At 69.9% G+C, this 16,576-nt stretch carries 15 protein-coding genes; 9 read left to right on the top strand and 6 right to left on the bottom strand.

Annotated features, from left to right (window positions below; translation table 11 throughout):
- Positions 1 to 58 precede the first annotated feature (58 nt).
- Positions 59 to 892: a helix-turn-helix transcriptional regulator gene (locus ACZ7OO_RS30215; RefSeq protein WP_471509514.1), complete on the bottom strand. Its 834-nt coding sequence runs from the start codon at positions 890 to 892 to the stop codon at positions 59 to 61.
- A 128-nt stretch (positions 893 to 1,020) separates the two neighbouring features.
- On the opposite strand from ACZ7OO_RS30215, the gene ACZ7OO_RS30210 reads away from it, so the two are divergent.
- Positions 1,021 to 2,691: an AMP-binding protein gene (locus ACZ7OO_RS30210; protein ID WP_471509512.1), complete on the top strand. Its 1,671-nt coding sequence runs from the start codon at positions 1,021 to 1,023 to the stop codon at positions 2,689 to 2,691.
- Positions 2,688 to 4,274 carry an AMP-binding protein gene (locus tag ACZ7OO_RS30205; RefSeq protein ID WP_471509510.1) on the top strand — a complete coding sequence of 529 codons (1,587 nt, stop codon included), beginning with the start codon at positions 2,688 to 2,690 and terminating at the stop codon, positions 4,272 to 4,274. Before ACZ7OO_RS30210 ends, ACZ7OO_RS30205 begins: the two co-directional genes overlap by 4 nt.
- A 27-nt stretch (positions 4,275 to 4,301) precedes the next feature.
- On the opposite strand, the gene ACZ7OO_RS30200 is transcribed toward ACZ7OO_RS30205, so the two are convergent.
- The gene (locus ACZ7OO_RS30200) at positions 4,302 to 4,976 is read right to left on the bottom strand and encodes a hypothetical protein (RefSeq protein ID WP_471509508.1); all 675 of its coding nucleotides are present in this window, start codon (positions 4,974 to 4,976) and stop codon (positions 4,302 to 4,304) included.
- 247 nt (positions 4,977 to 5,223) lie between these two features.
- On the opposite strand from ACZ7OO_RS30200, the gene gcl reads away from it, so the two are divergent.
- Positions 5,224 to 7,008 (top strand): glyoxylate carboligase, encoded by a 1,785-nt coding sequence (gcl, locus tag ACZ7OO_RS30195; RefSeq protein ID WP_471509506.1) that lies wholly within the window; start codon positions 5,224 to 5,226, stop codon positions 7,006 to 7,008.
- Between the two features lie 224 nt (positions 7,009 to 7,232).
- On the opposite strand, the gene ACZ7OO_RS30190 is transcribed toward gcl, so the two are convergent.
- The 4 genes from ACZ7OO_RS30190 to ACZ7OO_RS30175 form a co-directional block, all read right to left on the bottom strand.
- Positions 7,233 to 7,478, bottom strand: coding sequence for a hypothetical protein (locus ACZ7OO_RS30190; protein ID WP_352226146.1), 246 nt, complete (start codon positions 7,476 to 7,478; stop codon positions 7,233 to 7,235).
- 364 nt (positions 7,479 to 7,842) lie between these two features.
- The gene (locus ACZ7OO_RS30185; RefSeq protein WP_471509504.1) at positions 7,843 to 9,300 is read right to left on the bottom strand and encodes a catalase; all 1,458 of its coding nucleotides are present in this window, start codon (positions 9,298 to 9,300) and stop codon (positions 7,843 to 7,845) included.
- 173 nt (positions 9,301 to 9,473) lie between these two features.
- Positions 9,474 to 10,388 carry a 2-hydroxy-3-oxopropionate reductase gene (locus ACZ7OO_RS30180; RefSeq protein ID WP_471509502.1) on the bottom strand — a complete coding sequence of 305 codons (915 nt, stop codon included), beginning with the start codon at positions 10,386 to 10,388 and terminating at the stop codon, positions 9,474 to 9,476.
- A 55-nt stretch (positions 10,389 to 10,443) separates the two neighbouring features.
- On the bottom strand, positions 10,444 to 11,283 hold the full coding sequence (locus tag ACZ7OO_RS30175; protein WP_471509500.1) for a TIM barrel protein: 840 nt from the start codon (positions 11,281 to 11,283) through the stop codon (positions 10,444 to 10,446).
- A 132-nt stretch (positions 11,284 to 11,415) separates the two neighbouring features.
- Here ACZ7OO_RS30175 and polX point away from each other — a divergent pair, with 132 nt between their 5' ends.
- From polX to pucL, 6 genes are all read left to right on the top strand, one after another.
- Complete coding sequence (gene polX, locus ACZ7OO_RS30170; protein ID WP_471509498.1) at positions 11,416 to 13,155, top strand: DNA polymerase/3'-5' exonuclease PolX; 1,740 nt, start codon at positions 11,416 to 11,418, stop codon at positions 13,153 to 13,155.
- An 812-nt stretch (positions 13,156 to 13,967) separates the two neighbouring features.
- A complete protein-coding gene (locus ACZ7OO_RS30165) occupies positions 13,968 to 14,222 on the top strand; it encodes a YkoF family thiamine-binding protein (protein WP_471509496.1) in 255 nt (84 codons plus the stop codon).
- The gene (locus ACZ7OO_RS30160) at positions 14,219 to 14,587 is read left to right on the top strand and encodes a helix-turn-helix domain-containing protein (protein ID WP_471509494.1); all 369 of its coding nucleotides are present in this window, start codon (positions 14,219 to 14,221) and stop codon (positions 14,585 to 14,587) included. The genes ACZ7OO_RS30165 and ACZ7OO_RS30160 overlap by 4 nt, the downstream gene beginning before the upstream one ends.
- A 126-nt stretch (positions 14,588 to 14,713) precedes the next feature.
- Positions 14,714 to 15,226, top strand: coding sequence for a 2-oxo-4-hydroxy-4-carboxy-5-ureidoimidazoline decarboxylase (uraD, locus tag ACZ7OO_RS30155; protein WP_471509492.1), 513 nt, complete (start codon positions 14,714 to 14,716; stop codon positions 15,224 to 15,226).
- Between the two features lie 4 nt (positions 15,227 to 15,230).
- Positions 15,231 to 15,620, top strand: coding sequence for a hydroxyisourate hydrolase (gene uraH / locus ACZ7OO_RS30150; protein WP_471509490.1), 390 nt, complete (start codon positions 15,231 to 15,233; stop codon positions 15,618 to 15,620).
- 4 nt (positions 15,621 to 15,624) lie between these two features.
- Complete coding sequence (gene pucL, locus ACZ7OO_RS30145) at positions 15,625 to 16,548, top strand: factor-independent urate hydroxylase (protein ID WP_471509489.1); 924 nt, start codon at positions 15,625 to 15,627, stop codon at positions 16,546 to 16,548.
- Positions 16,549 to 16,576: the final 28 nt, after the last annotated feature.

The raw sequence follows: 16,576 nt of genomic DNA, 5'->3' as shown, positions 1-16,576 counted from the left end.
GCGGCCTTGCATCGGCTAATTCAAAGCGCGCAGGCATGAATGGAATGGGTTCCCTCCGCTACGGCAACAACCCCGTCCGACGAGCCGCCGACACCGCCTCCCCCCGGGTGTGCGCGCCCAGTTTCCGCATCGCCGAGCGCAGATATCCCTTGACCGTCTCGGGCCGCAGCCCGAGCCGCTCGGCCACCGCCGCGTTGGTCGCGCCGGCCGCAACCCAGGCCAGCACATCCAGCTCCCGGGGCGCCAGTGCCCCCTCGGCCTCAGGTGCCGGGCCGGTCAGCAGCCCGCAGGCGGCGAGCAGTTCGGCACGCAGCTCGGGGTCGGTGATCCGCGGGGCCAGCGCCCGCAGCGCGGCGTGCGCCTGCCGCACCTGCTCCCAGGCGGCCCCCGGATCCGGTACGGCGGCGGGCTCCGGCCGCGCCGCCGCCAGCAGGCCCCGTGCCTCGTCCCGTACGACGAGGGCCTGCTCCACGTCCCGTGCCGCCGCCACCGCCGCGCCCAGCGTGCGGTCGCCCAGCGGCTGGGCGGTGCGCAGCGCGCCGTACAGCACGCCCCGAACCCGGCGCCGTACCACCACCGGGACCGCGAGTACCGAGCGGATGCCCTCGGCCGCGACCGGGATGTCGTACTCGTGGCTGATCTGCCGGGAGACGGAGTAGTCGGTGACCGCGCACGGGCGGGCCAGCGCGACCGCCTTGCCGCCCAGGCCGTTGCCGGAGGTGACCGTGAGCGAGCGCAGGGCGGCCGTATGGGTGCCGGTCAGCTCGCTGATCCGCACCTGTGGCCGGCCGGCGTCGACCAGCCCGCCGAAGGCGATTGGGAGCCCGGTGGCGCGCCGGAGTCTGGCCAGCGCACCGCGTATCTCCACCGCCCCCGCGACCTCTGCTGCCACCTGTCCTGCCCCTTCGCCCCCGGGTTCGTGCTGTCCACACCCCCGTTCGGGGGTAGTGAGACCTGCATCACGGATTACACGATGCCAGAGAGCCGCCCGGCAATGGTCCGGTACTGAAGGAGACGCGTATGACGAGTGCGACGGAGGACTTCCGCAGGGCACGGGACTTCCTGCTGGAACACCGGACGGACTATGCCACCGCCTACGAGGGCTTCGTGTGGCCGCGTCCGGACCACTTCAACTGGGCGCTCGACTGGTTCGACGTCATCGCCGAGGGCAACGACCGCACCGCCCTGCACATCGTCGAGGAGGACGGCACCGAGACGAAGCTGTCCTTCGCCGAGCTGTCCGAGCGTTCCGACCGGGTCGCGGGCCATCTGCGGGCGCGGGGCGTCGAGCCGGAGGACCGCATCCTCCTCATGCTCGGCAACCAGGCCGAGCTCTGGGAGACCGCGCTGGCCGCGATGAAGCTGCGTGCCGTCGTCATCCCGGCCACCCCGCTGCTCGGCCCCGCCGATCTGCGCGACCGCGTCGACCGGGGCCGGGTGAAGCATGTGATCGCGCGCGCCGAGGACGCCGCCAAGTTCGCCGAGGTGCCCGGGACGTACACCCGGATCGCGGTGGGCGGGCCGGCCGAGGCCTGGGAGGCGTACGAGGACGCGTACGCGGCGTCCGCCGAGTTCCTGCCGGACGGCCCGACGCTCGCCGACGACCCGCTGATGCTCTACTTCACCTCGGGCACCACCGCCCGGCCCAAGCTGGTCGAGCACACCCACACCTCGTACCCCATCGGGCATCTGTCCACCATGTACTGGATCGGCCTCAAGCCCGGGGATGTGCACCTGAACATCTCCTCGCCGGGCTGGGCCAAGCACGCGTGGTCGAACCTGTTCGCGCCGTGGAGCGCGGAGGCGACCGTCTTCATCCACAACTACGGCCGCTTCGACGCGGGCCGGCTGATGGCCGAGATGGACCGGCACGGGGTGACCTCATTCTGCGCCCCGCCGACGGTGTGGCGGATGCTGATCCAGGCAGATCTGACGCAGCTGCGCACCCCGCCCCGTGAGGTCGTGGCGGCCGGCGAGCCGCTCAACCCCGAGGTGATCGAGCAGGTGCGGCTGGCCTGGAACGTCACCATCCGGGACGGCTTCGGGCAGACGGAGACGGCCGTGCAGGTCTCCAACAGCCCCGGGCAGCCGCTGAAGACCGGCTCGATGGGCCGCCCCAGTCCGGGATACCGGGTCGAGCTGCTCGACCCGGTGTCGGGCGCGCCGGGGGTGACGGAGGGCGAGATCGCCCTCGACCTGTCGGCGCACCCGGTGGGCCTGATGACCGGGTACCACGGGGACCCGGACCGTACGGCGGAGGCCATGGCCGGCGGCTACTACCGCACCGGGGACATCGGCGCCCGGGACGAGGACGGCTACATCACCTACGTCGGCCGCGCGGACGACGTGTTCAAGGCCTCCGACTACAAGATCAGCCCGTTCGAGCTGGAGAGCGCGCTCCTCGAACACGAGGCGGTGGCCGAGGCGGCCGTCGTCCCGGCGCCGGACGAGCTCCGGCTCGCGGTGCCCAAGGCGTACATCGTCCTTGCGGCGGGCTGGGAGCCGGGTCCGGACACCGCGAAGACGCTGTTCGAGCACGCGCGTCAGGTCCTGGCGCCGTACAAGCGGATCCGCAGGCTGGAGTTCGGGGCGCTGCCCAAGACCGTCTCCGGAAAGATCCGCCGGATCGAGCTGCGCGAGGCCACGGCGGCGGGGTCGGCGGACGAGTACCGCGAGGAGGACTTCCGGTGAGCACCTCGTACGCACACGGCACGAGCGGGACCGTGCTGCTCGGTGACACCGTCGGCGCCAACCTGGACCGGGCCGTCGCGGCGTGGCCCGACCGGGAGGCGCTCGTCGACGTACCGTCGGGGCGGCGCTGGACGTACGCCGAATTCGGCGTGGACGTGGACCGGTTGGCGCGGGCGCTGCTGGCGAGCGGGGTCGTCAAGGGCGACCGGGTGGGCGTCTGGGCGGTCAACTGCCCCGAGTGGGTGCTGGTGCAGTACGCCACCGCCCGCATCGGCGCGATCATGGTGAACATCAACCCGGCCTACCGCACCCACGAGGTCGACTACGTCCTCAAGCAGGCGGGGATCTCCGTGCTGTTCGCCTCGCTGCGGCACAAGGGCAGCGACTACCGGGCGATGGTGGAGGAAGTGCGGGGCGGGTGTGCGGAGTTGCGCGAGGTCGTGTACTTCGGGGACCCGAGCTGGGAGACGCTGCTGGGGCGTGACACCCCCGAGGTGTCGTACGAGCCCCTGTCCTGCGACGACCCCATCAACATCCAGTACACCTCGGGCACCACCGGCTTCCCGAAGGGTGCCACGCTCTCCCACCACAACATCCTCAACAACGGGTACTTCGTCGGGGAGTTGGTCTCCTACAGCGAGCAGGACCGGATCTGCGTCCCGGTGCCCTTCTACCACTGCTTCGGCATGGTGATGGGCAACCTGGCCGCCACCTCGCACGGCGCCTGCATAGTGATTCCGGCCCCGTCCTTCGACCCCGAGGCCACCCTCGACGCGGTCCAGCGGGAGCGCTGCACCTCGCTGTACGGCGTCCCGACCATGTTCATCGCGGAGCTGAACCTGCCCGGCTTCGCGTCGTACGACCTCTCCACGCTGCGCACCGGCATCATGGCGGGCTCGCCCTGCCCGGTCGAGGTGATGAAACGGGTGGTCGCCGAGATGCACATGGCGGAGGTCTCCATCTGCTACGGCATGACCGAGACGAGCCCGGTGTCCCTCCAGACCCGCGTCGACGACGACCTGGAACACCGCACCGGCACGGTCGGCCGGGTGCTCCCGCACCTGGAGGTCAAGGTCGTCGACCCGGCCACCGGGGTCACCCAACCCCGTGGCACCGCAGGCGAGTTGTGCACCCGCGGCTACAGCGTGATGCTCGGCTACTGGAACGAGCCGGAGAAGACGGCGGAGGCCGTCGACCCGGGGCGCTGGATGCACACCGGCGATCTGGCGATGATGCGCGACGACGGATACGTCGAGATCGTCGGCCGGATCAAGGACATGATCATCCGGGGCGGGGAGAACGTCTACCCGCGCGAGATCGAGGAGTTCCTGTACGCCCACCCCAAGATCCGTGACGTCCAGGTGGTCGGGGTGCCGCACGAGCGGTACGGCGAGGAGGTCCTGGCCTGCGTCATCCCGCACGACCCGGCCGAACCGCTCACCCTGGAGGAGCTGCGCGCCTTCTGCGCGGGCCGGCTGGCCCACTACAAGGTGCCGAGCCGGATCCAGATCCTGGAGAGCTTCCCGATGACGGTGTCGGGGAAGGTGCGCAAGATCGAACTGCGGGAGACCTACGGGGGCTGATGCCTCTTCGTGCGGGCGCCGTCGGTCTCAGACGGCGCCCGACGCGTTCAGGTCGTCCGCGAGCTCGTTGACCGGCTGTGGGGTGCCCGTGAGGTCCAGGACGAAGAGCGGGATGCCGAGCGCGTCGGCACGGTCGCGGGCGTCGTCGGCGTATCCGGCGAGGGAGAAGTAGACGCAGCCGGAGTCCTCCGTCATCGCCGTCAGCCACAGGCACTCCACGTCCCGCAGCGAGGCGGGCATCAGGGTCGGGTCCACCTGGGCGACCAGACCGCGTGCGGCCAGGCCGATGCCGGACGGCGGCCGCTGGTCGGCGCGGCGGATGTCCCGGTAGCCGAGCCACCGCAGATAGAGCGCGGCGGCGGTCACCACGTCCCGGGCGGTACGGATCGTGACTGGCTGGAAGGGCGGCCGCGGTTCGGGACCCGGCGCGGGCGCGGAGTCGGTTCCGGCGACCGGGACGCGCAGCACCGCCCCGCACGGGCAGCCCAGCTCCGGCTGCGGCCACTGGTCCCGGCGGCCGCAGGAGCCGCAGCTCACCGTCACCCAGTCCTCGTCCCAGGCGCGGTGCGCCACCGGCGTCGGCGCGGCCGTGCCGTCGAGGGACGGGGTGACCGGGGCGCCGCAGGCGCAGGGGTACGCGGGCGCGGTGTAGACGTGCTCGCGCCGACAGGCCGGACAGCGCACCGGCACGCTCTCGGACATGGCCCCACCCCAGGCGTCGCGTCGGTTCAGCCGTCCCATGGTGCTCCTACCGGGGCCCGGTTGTCCCTCTCTTGACGACGTTCGTCCACCCACCTACGCTGATTCCAGATAGTAGAAGTTAATTTCCGCAATGTGGAAGTCTTTGAAGATTCCACGCGGAAGTGAGTGGAAGATTCCAGATCTGGAGACGTGCTCACCGCGGGGCGCGACGGGAGCAGGCATCCGACAGCCGAAGCAGGAGTACTCGATGGCTCGAATGACCGCTGCCCGTGCGGCAGTTGAGATCCTCAAGCGCGAGGGCGTCAGCGCCGCGTTCGGGGTGCCGGGCGCGGCGATCAACCCGTTCTACGCGGCGCTCAAGGCCTCCGGAGGCATCAACCACACCCTCGCCCGCCATGTCGAGGGCGCCTCGCACATGGCCGAGGGCTACACCCGGACCCACCCCGGCAACATCGGCGTCTGCATCGGCACGTCCGGTCCGGCCGGCACCGACATGATCACCGGGCTGTACTCGGCCACCGGCGACTCCATCCCGATCCTCTGCATCACCGGCCAGGCGCCGACCGCGGTGATCCACAAGGAGGACTTCCAGGCCGTCGACATCGCCTCGATCGCCAAGCCGGTGACGAAGATGGCGGTCACGGTGCTGGAGGCGGCCCAGGTCCCCGGCGTCTTCCAGCAGGCCTTCCACCTGATGCGCTCCGGCCGTCCGGGCCCGGTCCTGATCGACCTGCCGATCGACGTCCAGCTCACCGAGATCGAGTTCGACCCGGAGACCTACGAGCCGCTGCCGGTCTACAAGCCGGCCGCGACCCGCGCCCAGATCGAGAAGGCGATCGGTCTGCTGAACGCCGCCGAGCGGCCGCTGATCGTCGCGGGCGGCGGAGTGATCAACGCGGACGCCGCCGAACTGCTGGTGGAGTTCGCGGAGTTGACCGGAACCCCGGTCGTCCCCACCCTCATGGGCTGGGGCGTGCTCCCCGACGACCACGAGCTGAACGCCGGCATGGTCGGCCTGCAGACCTCGCACCGCTACGGCAACGCGACCTTCCTGGAGTCCGACTTCGTCCTCGGCATCGGCAACCGCTGGGCCAACCGCCACACCGGCAAGCTGGACGTCTACACGGCCGGCCGAAAGTTCGTCCACGTCGACGTCGAGCCGACCCAGATCGGCAAGATCTTCGCCCCCGACTACGGCATCGCCTCCGACGCCAAGGCCGCACTGGAGCTCTTCGTCCAAGTGGCAAGGGAGTTGAAGGCGGCGGACAGGCTCCCCGACCGCTCCGCCTGGGCGGCGGCCGCGCAGGAGAAGAAGGCGACCCTCCAGCGCCGTACGCACTTCGACGACATCCCGATCAAGCCGCAGCGCGTCTACGAGGAGATGAACAAGGCCTTCGGCCCGGAGACCCGGTACGTCTCCACGATCGGTCTCTCGCAGATCGCCGGCGCCCAGATGCTGCACGTCTTCAGGCCGCGGCACTGGATCAACTGCGGTCAGGCGGGCCCCCTCGGCTGGACGATCCCGGCCGCGCTGGGTGTGGCCAAGGCCGACCCGGAGGCCTCCGTGGTCGCCCTCTCCGGCGACTACGACTTCCAGTTCATGCTGGAGGAGCTGGCGGTCGGCGCGCAGCACAAGATCCCGTACGTCCACGTCCTCGTCAACAACTCCTACCTGGGCCTGATCCGCCAGGCGCAGCGGGCGTTCGACATCGACTTCCAGGTCAACCTGGAGTTCGAGAACATCAACTCGCCCGAGCTGGGTGTCTACGGCGTCGACCACGTCAAGGTCGCCGAGGGCCTGGGCTGCAAGGCGATCCGGGTGACCGACCCGAACGAGCTGGGCGCGGCCTTCGAGCGGGCCAAGAAGCTGGCGCAGGACCACCAGGTGCCGGTGGTGGTCGAGGCGATCCTGGAGCGGGTCACCAACATCTCGATGTCGACGACGAACGACATCGGCAACGTCGTCGAGTTCGAGGAGATCGCGACCGAGCCCGGCCATGCGCCGACGTCGATCAGGACCCTGAAGGTCTGAGCCGCGGTACGGCGACCGGGGCGTAGCCACCCGGGCACGACAGAGCGGGCGGTCCATCCGGAGGGATGGGCCGCCCGCTTCGCGCTGTGGGTGACACGGGGCCCGCCGCCCCCGTGCCGACGGGCTCCGTGTGGAGTGAATATGCCCACCGGCCGGGGCGGTTGAAGCGTCCTGAACGATATTCAGAGCTTCATTTGAGGATTGGCCGTCCGCTTCACCCGGGTTCAGGGGCTTTCGGGATGCTCGGCGAGCCCGGGCCAGTCGTCCGGCCCGCCACCCTGCCACTCGATGAGGTCGCTCTCCTCGACCTCGATCCGGTCCAGATCGGCCATCCGCAGGATCTCGACCACGTCGTCGAGATGCGAGGCGATCCCCAGGGTCACGTCCCCCTCGGTGACCCGCCGGGAGCCGTCCAGGGCGGGGGCGTGCACGACGATGTGGGGGAACTCCGTCGGTGGGTGTGCTGTCATGCCTTCAGCGTGCTGCGGCGGGGGCGCGACCGCACGCCGAAGCGCCGGATGCGCACGCCGGAGCGCCGGATGCGGACGGTCCCGCATCCGGCGCTCCGGTGCTCGGTGAGGCTTCTTCGGCTGTGACCGTCCGACGGCGCGAGGCTGGGCGCGACAGGTCGTTCGCGCCGCCGGACGGGGCCTTGAACGGCTGGGACCGCGGCGGGTGCGACGGAGCCCGGGCGCGCTTCCCTCTGGTCGAGAAGGGCGCCCGGTTCCTTCACCACCGCACTGGCTCGCACGCCGCCGCGGTCCTTGCCACGCCCGCGCACCTCCGGCGGCCACCCCTCATCCGGGCCGTCCGGCTGTGCGTGGGCCGTCTGTGTCAGTCCTCGCGCAGGGCGCGGACCGCCTCCTCCACGCGCTTGCCGTACTCGGGGTCGGCGGCGTGGAAGTGGGCCAGGTTCTTCTCGATCACGTCGTCGCGGGAGACCTGTGAGAGGCCGCCGGCGATGTTCGCGACCAGGCGCCGCTTCTCCTCCTGGGACATCAGCCGGTACAGCTCGCCCGCCTGGTAGAAGTCGTCGTCCTTGGTGTGCAGCGGGGCCTCGTGGGTGCCCGTGTGACCGGTGACGGCCAAGGGGGCGGACAGCGGACGACCGGACTCCACCGGGCCGTCGTACGAGTTGGGCTCGTAGTTCTTGGCGTACCGGCCCTGCGGGTTGGCGGCCATGAGACCGTCGCGGCCGTAGTTCTGCGCGGTCGTCGCCTTCGGGGCGTTGACGGCCAGCAGGGTGTGGTTGACGCCCAGGCGGTAGCGGTGCGCGTCCGCGTAGGCGAACAGGCGGCCCTGGAGCATCTTGTCGGGGGAGGGGCCGATGCCCGGCACGAAGTTGTTCGGGGAGAACGCGGCCTGCTCGACCTCGGCGAAGACGTTGTCCGGGTTGCGGTCCAGGACCAGGCGGCCCACCCGCTGGAGCGGGTAGTCCCGGTGCGGCCAGACCTTGGTGAGGTCGAAGGGGTTGAAGCGGTAGTCCGCCGCCTCGGCCGCCGGCATGATCTGGACGTGGAGGGTCCAGGACGGGTTGACGCCCCGCTCGATGGCCTGGAGCAGGTCCGTCTGGTGCGAGTTGGGGTCCTTGCCCGCGAGTTCCGCCGCCTGCTCGGCGCTCAGGCTGCGCACGCCCTGGTTGGTCTTGAAGTGGTACTTGACGAAGAAGGCCGCGCCCTCGGCGTTCGTCCACCGGTAGGTGTGCGAGCCGTAGCCGTTCATATGGCGGTACGACGCCGGGATGCCCCGGTCGCCCATCAGCCAGGTCACCTGGTGGGTGGCCTCGGGGGCGTGCGCCCAGAAGTCCCAGACGTTGTCCGGCTCCTGACGGCCCGTGAAGGGGTCGCGCTTCTGCGAGTGGATGAAGTCGGGGAACTTGATCGGGTCCTTGATGAAGAACACCGGGGTGTTGTTCCCGACGAGGTCGTAGTTTCCCTCTTCGGTGTAGAACTTGACGGCGAAGCCGCGCGGGTCGCGTACGGCGTCGGCGCCGCCGAGGGAGTCGGCGACCGTCGAGAACCGCAGGAAGACCTCGGTGCGCCTGCCGACCGTGCTCAGGAAGTCGGCGTGGGTGAAGCCGGTGACGTCGTCGGTCACCTCGAAGTAGCCGTATGCGCCACTGCCACGGGCGTGCACCACGCGCTCCGGGATCCGCTCGCGGTTGAAGCGCGCGAGCTTCTCGAGCAGGTGCTGGTCCTGGAGGAGGAGCGGGCCGCCGACGCCGGCGGAGGCGGAGTTCTGGTTGTCGGCGACCGGGGCGCCGGACTCGGTGGTGAGCACGCGCTTCGACATCGTGGACCTTCCGTGCGGGTGTCAGCGGAAATTAATTTCCGCTTTGTGGAGCCTAGGATCGGGTCGGCTGGGGCGTCAACAGTTTGTTGAATTGGTTTCCGGGCGGCGCCGGCGCCTGGGCGCGACAGGACAGTTGTCAGCGCCGGCACCGCCCGGAAGTCATGGGGTGCGGCTCAGGCCTGGGCGCCGGAAAGTCGCTCGACCGCGCGCAGCAGCGCGGAGTGGTCCAGGCCGCCGTCGCCCTGCGCGCGCAGGGAGGCGACCAGCTGGGCCACCACGGCACCGACCGGCAGGGCCGCGCCGACATTGCGGGCCGCGTCGGTCACGATGCCCATGTCCTTGTGGTGCAGGTCGATCCGGAAGCCCGGCTTGAAGTCGCGGTTCAGGAAGTTGTCCTTCTTCCGCGCCAGCACGGTCGAACCGGCCAGGCCGCCGCCCAGCACGTCCAGCGCGGCCGTCAGGTCCACGCCGGACTTCTCCAGGAAGACCACGGCCTCCGCGCACGCCTGGATGTTCACGGCGACGATCAGCTGGTTGGCGGCCTTCACGGTCTGGCCGGAGCCGTGCGGACCGCACAGCACGATGGTCTTGCCCAGCGCCTCGAAGATCGGCTTGGCCTGGTCGAAGTCGGCCTGATCGCCGCCGACCATGATCGACAGTACGGCCTCGATCGCGCCTGCCTCACCGCCGGAGACGGGGGCGTCGAGGACCCGGATGCCCTTGTCCCTGGCAGCGGCGGCCAGGTCGACGGAGGTCTGCGGGGTGATCGAGGACATGTCGATCAGCAGGGAGCCCTGCCTGGCGTTCTCCAGGATGCCGTCCGGGCCGTAGGCGATGGCCTCGACGTGCGGCGACGCGGGCACCATCGTGATGACCACGTCGGCGTCGCGCACGGCCTCGGCGATCGAGGGGGCGGCCGTGCCTCCGGCGGCGGCCAGACGGTCCAGCTTCTCCTGCTCCAGGGTGTAGCCGGTGACCTCGTAACCCGCCTTGATCAGGTTCTCGGACATGGGCGAGCCCATGATGCCGAGGCCGATCCACGCGATCGCCGGGCGGGTCGGGTGGGAGGAGGGGGGAAGGGTGCTCATGATGGGGGTGCCTCTCTCAACTGCTCTGTGAAGACTGTTCTGCGAGTTCGGGGGTTCAGCGGGCGGCGCGCGCTTCGCGCGGGAGCCACTCGAAGGCCTCGGCACTCGGGCGGTCGCCCGGCTTGTACTCCAGGCCGACCCAGCCGTCGTAACCGGCCTTCCCCAGCTGGTCGAGCAGCTCCTCCAGGGGGAGCGAACCCGTGCCCGGAGCACCGCGGCCCGGGTTGTCGGCGATCTGCACGTGGCCGGTCTTCGAGGCGTACCGGTCGATCACCGACGGCAGGTCCTCGCCGTTCATGGACAGGTGGTAGAGGTCCATGAGGAAGCGTGCGTTGCCGAGTCCGGTGGCGTCGTTGACCTTTTCGACGACGCCGACGCCGGCCGGTGCGCTCACCAGGGGGTACCGCGGCGACTCGGGCCGGTTGAGGGTCTCGATCAGGAGCACCGCGCCGATCCGGTCGGCCGCGCGGGCCGCGAGGACCAGGTTCTCCAGGGCCAGCGCGTCCTGCTCGGCCGGGTCCACGCCCTCGACCCGGTTGCCGTAGAGCGCGTTGAGCGCCGTGCAGCCGAGCGACTGCGCGAAATCGGCCGCCACGTCGATGTTGGCGCGGAACTTCTCGGACTCCGCGCCCGGGATCGACAGGGCGCCCCGGTCGGGGCCGGGCAGCTGCCCGGCGTAGAAGTTCAGGCCCGTCAGCCGGACGCCCGCGTCCTCGATCGCCTTCTTCAGCGCGTCGAGTTCGGACCGCTCGGGGGTGGGGGAGTCGACCCAGGGCCACCACAGCTCGACCGCGCCGAAGCCGGCCGCGGCGGCGGCCGCGGGGCGCTTTGGGAGCGGGAGTTCCGTGAAGAGGATCGACAGGTTGACGTTGAAGCGCTGCTCTGCGAATCCCATCGGGGTCGGCGCTCCCTTCCGCTGTCTCTATTCCACAATGTGGAAGTTAGTTTCTGCTTAATGGAAGACTGCCTGTGCCCGGGGAGAGCTGTCAAGAGCGCCCGCGCAAAACCCGCGCCCTACCCTGAAGGCATGGCACGGTCCAACGATGAGGTCGCCGCGCTGCTCCAGGAGTACGCGGACCTGATCTCGATCACCGGCGGGGACGCCTTCAAGGCGCGGGTCTACGAGAAGGCCGCCCGAGCGGTCGGCGGTCACCACGCCGATGTCGCGACCCTCGACCTCAAGGGTCTCCAGGAGATCCCGAACGTGGGCAAGTCGATCGCCCAGAAGGTCCTGGAGTTCTTCGACAAGGGCAGCGTGTCCGCCGTGGAGGAGCTGCGGGCGAAGATCCCCGCCGGGGTACGGCGACTGACCGCCATCCCCACCCTCGGCCCGAAGAAGGCGATGGCCGTCTACGAGGAGCTGGGCATCTCCTCGGTCGACGAACTGGCCGAAGCCATCCACCAGGAGCGGCTGCGCGATCTCAAGGGCTTCGGGCCGAAGACCGAGGAGAACATCCTCCACGGCATCCAACTGCTCCAGTCGGCCGGGGGCCGGGTGCAGCTCGACGTGGCCATGGACCTGGCGGAGGGCATCGTCGGCGCGCTGTCCGCGGTGACCGGCTGCGAGAACTGCACCTACGCCGGGTCACTGCGCCGGTTCCGCGAGACGGTCGGCGACATCGACATCCTCGTCGCGGCGAAGAAGTCGGCGCCGATCATGTGTGCGTTCACCGAGCTGTCGTACGTCACCGAGGTCATCGGGCAGGGCGAGACCAAGACCTCCGTCCGCACCAGCAAAGGCCTCAACGTCGACCTGCGGGTCGTACCACCGGACTCCTGGGGCGCGGCGCTGCAGTACTTCACCGGCTCCAAGGCCCACAACATCCGCACCCGCGAACGGGCCGTGCACCAGAAGCTCAAGCTCTCCGAGTACGGGCTCTTCGACGTCGAGAGCGGCGAGAAGATCGTCTCCGAGACCGAGGAGGAGGTGTACGCCCGCCTCGGCCTGCCCTGGATCCCACCAGCCCTGCGCGAGGACCGCGGCGAGATCGAGGCGGGGTTGCGCGACGAACTGCCGGAGCTGGTCACCGAGGCCGACCTCCGCGGTGACCTGCACACCCACACCGATCTCACCGATGGGCTCGCCCCGCTGGAGGAGATGGTGGAAGCGGCTGCCCGGCGCGGCTACGCCTACTACGCGATCACCGACCACGCCCCGGACCTGGCCATGCAGCGCATGACCGACGAGCGGATGCTGGCCCAGCGGGCGCGGGTGCGCGAACTCGACGGCACCTACCCCACCCGGGGCCGGCGCGGCGGGCTGCGGCTGCTGCACGGCACCGAGCTGAACATCGGCCCCGAGGGAGAGGTGGACTGGCCGGACGACTTCCTCGCCGGGTTCGACCTGTGCGTGGCGTCCGTGCACTCGCACTTCAACCAGGAGCGCGACGCGCTGACCCACCGTCTCGTGCGGGCCTGCGAGAACCCGTACGTCAACATCATCGGCCACCCCACCACGCGCCTCATCGGCAAGCGGCCCGGCATCGACGCCGACCTCGACGCGGTCTTCGCCGCCTGCGCACGTACCGGTACGGCCCTGGAGGTCAACGCCCACCCGGACCGCCTGGACCTGCGCGACGAGGACATCCTGCGGGCCCGCCGGCACGGCGTGAAGTTCGCCGTGAACAGCGACGCCCACGCCGTCCCCCACCTGGCCGCCATGCGCTATGGCATCGGCACCGCCCAGCGCGGCTGGCTCACCAGGGACGACGTGATCAACACCTGGCCGGAGCGACGGCTGAGGAGCTTCCTGCGCAAGAACGGCTGAGCCGGGAGGCCGCCCCGAGGGGTACCGAGCCGTAGCCGGCTGACCGCCGGGTGGAGTGGGAGACGGACACCTGGTGGCTGGGCGCGGAGAAGGAGGTGACGCGGTTGCTGTCCGTGTCCGAGGTGGTCGACGCCTTCGAGCGGACCGCTGAGGGTGTTCGGCCTGGGCAGCTGCGATGCTCCACCGGGTCGGTGGCCGCGGGCGAACTGCCGTTCGCCGGCGCCCATGTGCCTTCTGGCGATCTCCGCGCCGTGACCGAGGGTCTTCCTGAACGACCGGAACCGGGCGTGGCCGCGGGACCGGATCTTGCAGACGCGCCGGACCGGTCTCACGCTGATCGGCTCGGCCCCCAGGCCGTCACCCGCCGCGGTACGCAGCACCTCCACCACCCGGTGCCGGTCCGCATGAGAGGCCCGCAGCTCCGGCGACGAGCCGTGGCCGGTGCGCTTCCCGGGGGGCGAGATCTCTCCCGACATGCTTCCGTCCTGGTCCTGTCGAAGGTTCCCGCGCGACACGGACAGCGGCGCGACCGCATGGCTGACGCTATATCGCGATACGGGTCCCGGCCAAGCCTCGTCAAGGAGGGGGGATGGGTCGGCGTCGCCCCGGATCTCGATCAGTTGTAGACGGGCCATGGCGCTGCGTGGGCGGCCTGGTCCCGTGCCGGGCGGAGGGGTGCCCCGGTCGGCTAGGGTCGCCTCGTGGCGGACGCAGCGGCTCCGTCGCATTGGAACATGACTGGCACGGGGTGTATCGCGGCTGTGCAGCGGTCGGCCGAAGCGCAGGTCAGAGACGCGTTTTCTGGGGGCGCAATGCGATTGAGAGTGGAGTTCACCACCGAGCCGTTCGATCTCGACGAGGCACCCGCGCACGCGCTGGTCGCCCGTGCGGTCATCGAGGGTGCGCAGCTGGACGCGGTGGACGTCGGGCCGTTCGGGAACACGGCGGAGGGCGGCGCCGACGCCGTGCTCACCGCCGTGGACACGCTGCTGCGCAGGACCCTGGAGGCCGGGGCCACCCGGATCTCGCTCCAGGTCAACGTGGTGGGGGAGGGCGGCGACAAGTGACCGGAAACGCGGACGAGCCCTTCATCACGGCCGTGAAGCCGCTGGTCGACGCCATGGGCGGGGAGATGCTCCCGACCGACGAGGCCGGACCCGACGATGTCGTGCTCGCCTGGGAGGGCGTCGACGTGGTCGCCGTACGGCTGCCGCAGCTCGCCGACTCCCTCGACCACATCCTGGCCGCCATGGAGCGCAAGCAGGGCAAGCCGCTGGCCGACCTGGACCGCAAGGCGAAGCAGGAGGTCGTGCGCATACTCGAGGCGCGGGGCGCCTTCTCCGTACGGCACGGTGTGGAGACCGTGGCGGGCGCACTCGGTGTGAGCCGCTTCACCGTCTACAACTACCTCAACCGCGACAAGGAGAGCTGACCGGAGGACTCCGGGCGGGGGTTGTTACGCGGAATTTTCAACAAAGTGTTGACCTCGCGTTCCGGAGGGCGTTAGCTAACGGCAGCCCGTTCAGCACGAAGGCCGCTTACGGCCACGGAGGCTCCCGTGACGTCGACTCCCACGCCCCCGGGTCTGGCCCGGTTCAATGTTCTGGAGGAGCACGCGGCCTTCGCCGCCCTCCACGAGGCGTGTGCCTCCACCGCCTGGGCCCGGCGCCTGCTCGCCGCCCGCCCCTACGCCACCCCCGAGGCCCTCTACTCCGCCAGCGACACCGCCATGGCCGAGTTGAGCCCGGCGGACCTGGCGGAGGCCATGGCCGGACACCCGCCGATCGGCCGCCCCAAGCCGGGCGACCCGACCTCGGCCCGCGAGCAGTCCGGCATGGCCGGCGCCGCCGAAGGCCTCAAGGCGGAGATGCTCGAACTCAACCTGGCGTACCAGGAGAGGTTCGGCCATGTCTTCCTGATCTGTGCCACCGGCCGCAGCGGCGAGGAGATGCGCGACGCGGTCAAGGAGAGGATCGGCAACGCGCCCGAGCAGGAGCGGGAGATCGTCCGCACCGAACTGGGCAAGATCAACCGCATCCGGCTCGCCCGACTCGTCGAAGAGGACGCCTGACAGCATGAGCACCAGCACCACCGCCTCCGTGTCCACCCACATCCTGGACACCTCGCTCGGCCGCCCCGCCGAGGGCGTCGCCGTCCAGTTGTCCGCCCGCCAGGGCCGTGACGCCAACTGGCAGCCGCTCGGCGGCAGCGCGACCGACGCGGACGGCCGGTGCAAGGACCTCCCGGCGCTGCCGGAGGGCACCACACACGTACGGCTCGACTTCGCCGTGGAGCCGTATTTCGAGAAGAAGCAAGCCGATGCGCAGCAGGACGCCCCCGCGAATCGGGACAGCGGTGCGTTTTTCCCGGAGGTGGCGATCACTTTCGCCGTCGTACCCGGAGAGCACTATCACGTACCGCTGCTGCTCAACCCGTTCGGCTACTCCGTTTACCGAGGGAGCTAGCTAAATGCCCACCATCCTGGGACAGAACCAGTACGGCAAGGCCGAGAACCGGGTCGTAAAGATCACGCGGGACGGTGCCACCCACCACATCAAGGACCTGAACGTGTCGGTCGCCCTCTCCGGCGACATGGACGAGGTCCACTACTCCGGCTCCAACGCCAACGTGCTGCCGACCGACACCACCAAGAACACGGTGTTCGCGTTCGCCAAGGAGCACGGCATCGAGTCGGCCGAGCAGTTCGGCATCCATCTGGCCCGGCACTTCGTGACCAGCCAGGAGCCGATCAAGACGGCCCGGATCCGGATCGAGGAGTACGGCTGGGAGCGCATCGAGGCCTCCGACGCCAACTCCAGGTTCATCGGCGCGGACGAGGTCAAGCACTCCTTCGTCAGGAAAGGCCAGGAGACCCGGCTGACCCAGATCACCTACGACGGCTCGTCGTGGGAGGTCGTCTCCGGCCTCAAGGACCTCGTCGTGATGAACTCGACCAACTCCGAGTTCTGGGGCTACGTCAAGGACAAGTACACGACGCTCCCCGAGGCCTACGACCGGATCCTGGCCACCCAGGTCTCGGCCCGCTGGCGGTTCAACTGGACCGACGACGAGCAGAAGATGCCCCACTGGGAGAAGTCCTACGAGCAGACCAGGAAGCACATGCTCCAGGCCTTCGCCGAGACGTACTCCCTCTCGCTCCAGCAGACGCTGTACCAGATGGGCTCGCGCATCATCAACAACCGCGGCGAGATCGACGAGGTCCGCTTCTCGCTGCCCAACAAGCACCACTTCCTCGTCGACCTGGAGCCGTTCGGACTCAAGAACGACAACGAGGTGTACTACGCCGCCGACCGGCCCTACGGCCTGATCGAGGCGACCGTCCTCCGGGACGGCTGCGAGGCGAAGATCCCGGTGGACCTCACCAACCTCTGATCCTCTCCACATTCTCGGCACCCGCGGC

It is taken from the genome of Streptomyces sp. NPDC111744 (assembly GCF_055634995.1).
Note: the sequence above shows the minus strand (reverse complement) of the source record. Positions and strands in the feature narration are given on the sequence as shown.